Genomic DNA, 1,664 nt, shown 5'->3' with positions numbered 1-1,664 from the left:
CCCAGGAGGTGACGACCATGGCAACCGCCCTCGCCAAGGCCGCCGACACGGACACGTCCGTGGAACACGCCGCGCGCATCACCCACGTCTCCAAGACCTTCCCCGGCCCCTCGGGGGCGCAGCCCGTCCTCGACGACATCTCCCTCACCGTCGCCCCCGGCGAGTTCGTCACCCTCCTGGGCGCCTCCGGCTGCGGCAAGTCCACCCTGCTCAACCTCGTCGCAGGCCTGGACCAGCCCACCACCGGCACCATCACCACCCCCGGCCGCCCCGCCCTGATGTTCCAGGAACACGCCCTCTTCCCCTGGCTCACCGCGGGCAAGAACATCGAACTCGCCCTCAAACTACGCGGCACACCCAAACCCGAACGCCGCGAACGCGCCGAGGAACTCCTCGAACTCGTCCGCCTCAAAGGCGCCCACGGCAAACGCGTCCACGAACTCTCCGGCGGCATGCGCCAACGCGTCGCCATGGCCCGCGCCCTCGCCCAGGACAGCCAACTCCTGCTCATGGACGAACCCTTCGCCGCCCTCGACGCCATCACCCGCGACGTCCTCCACCACGAACTCACCCGCATCTGGCAGGACACCAGCCTGTCCGTCCTCTTCGTCACCCACAACGTCCGCGAAGCCGTCCGCCTCGCCCAACGCGTCGTCCTGCTCTCCTCACGCCCCGGCCGCATCGCCCGCCAGTGGACCATCAACATCCCCCAGCCCCGCCGCATCGAGGACACCGCCGTCGCCGAACTGTCCCTCGAGATCACCGAAGAACTCCGTGGGGAGATCCGCCGCCATGGCCAGCACTGACACCACCACCCCCAAGGACACCGGCGACCTCGCCGGACTCGAAGCAGGCCTCGACGCCCTGGAGACCACCCCCACCACCCGCACCCCCCTGCGCACCACCCTCACGCGGAAGGTACTGCCCCCCACCGTCGCCATCCTGCTGGTGCTGGCCGTCTGGCAGGTCCTGGTCTGGGCGCACATCACCCCCGCCTACAAACTCCCCTCCCCCACCGACGTCGCAGCCGAACTGCGCACCGCCTGGCTCCAGGGCACCCTGCACGAGTACATCTGGACCTCCGTCTCCCGCGGCCTGCTCGGCTTCCTCCTCGCCCTCGCCATCGGCACCCCCCTCGGCCTGATCGTCGCCCGCATCCCCCTCGTCCGCGCCGCCATCGGCCCCATCCTCTCCGGCCTGCAGTCCCTGCCCTCCGTCGCCTGGGTACCCCCCGCCGTCATCTGGCTCGGCCTCAACGACTCGATGATGTACGCCGTCATCCTCCTCGGCGCCGTCCCCTCCATCACCAACGGCCTCGTCTCCGGCGTCGACCAGATCCCACCCCTCTACCTGCGCGCCGGACGCACCCTCGGCGCCACCGGCCTCAACCACACCCGGCACATCGTCATGCCCGCCGCCCTCCCCGGCTACGTCTCCGGACTCAAACAAGGCTGGGCCTTCTCCTGGCGCTCCCTGATGGCCGCCGAGATCATCGCCTCCTCCCCCGACCTCGGCATCGGCCTGGGCCAACTCCTCGAAAACGGCCGCAACAACAGCAGCATGCCCATGGTCTTCCTCGCCATCCTCCTCATCCTCACCGTCGGCATCACCATCGACCTGCTCATCTTCAGCCCACTCGAACGCCACGTCCTCCGCAGCCGCGG

Annotated in this window: 2 protein-coding genes; both read left to right on the top strand. The window is 69.7% G+C overall.

All coding sequences use genetic code 11. The features are described 5' to 3' along the window. Positions 1-17 precede the first annotated feature (17 nt). Positions 18-806, top strand: coding sequence for an ABC transporter ATP-binding protein (locus KBY47_RS36120; RefSeq protein ID WP_210928865.1), 789 nt, complete (start codon positions 18-20; stop codon positions 804-806). Then, positions 793-1,664, top strand: an 872-nt coding sequence (locus KBY47_RS36115; protein ID WP_210928863.1) for an ABC transporter permease, incomplete at its 3' end; no start/stop codon positions are given. The genes KBY47_RS36120 and KBY47_RS36115, both read left to right, overlap by 14 nt.

The organism is Streptomyces sp. B93, from assembly GCF_018070565.1.
Classification (GTDB): Bacteria; Actinomycetota; Actinomycetes; order Streptomycetales; family Streptomycetaceae; genus Streptomyces.
The sequence above is the reverse complement of the archived record's forward strand: the minus strand, read 5'-3'. Positions and strand labels throughout refer to the sequence as shown.

What these genes read in the sequence shown, in the direction of transcription:
- KBY47_RS36120 (WP_210928865.1), top strand. Translation starts at nt 18, where the DNA reads ATGGCAACCGCCCTCGCCAAGGCCGCCGACACGGACACGTCCGTGGAA.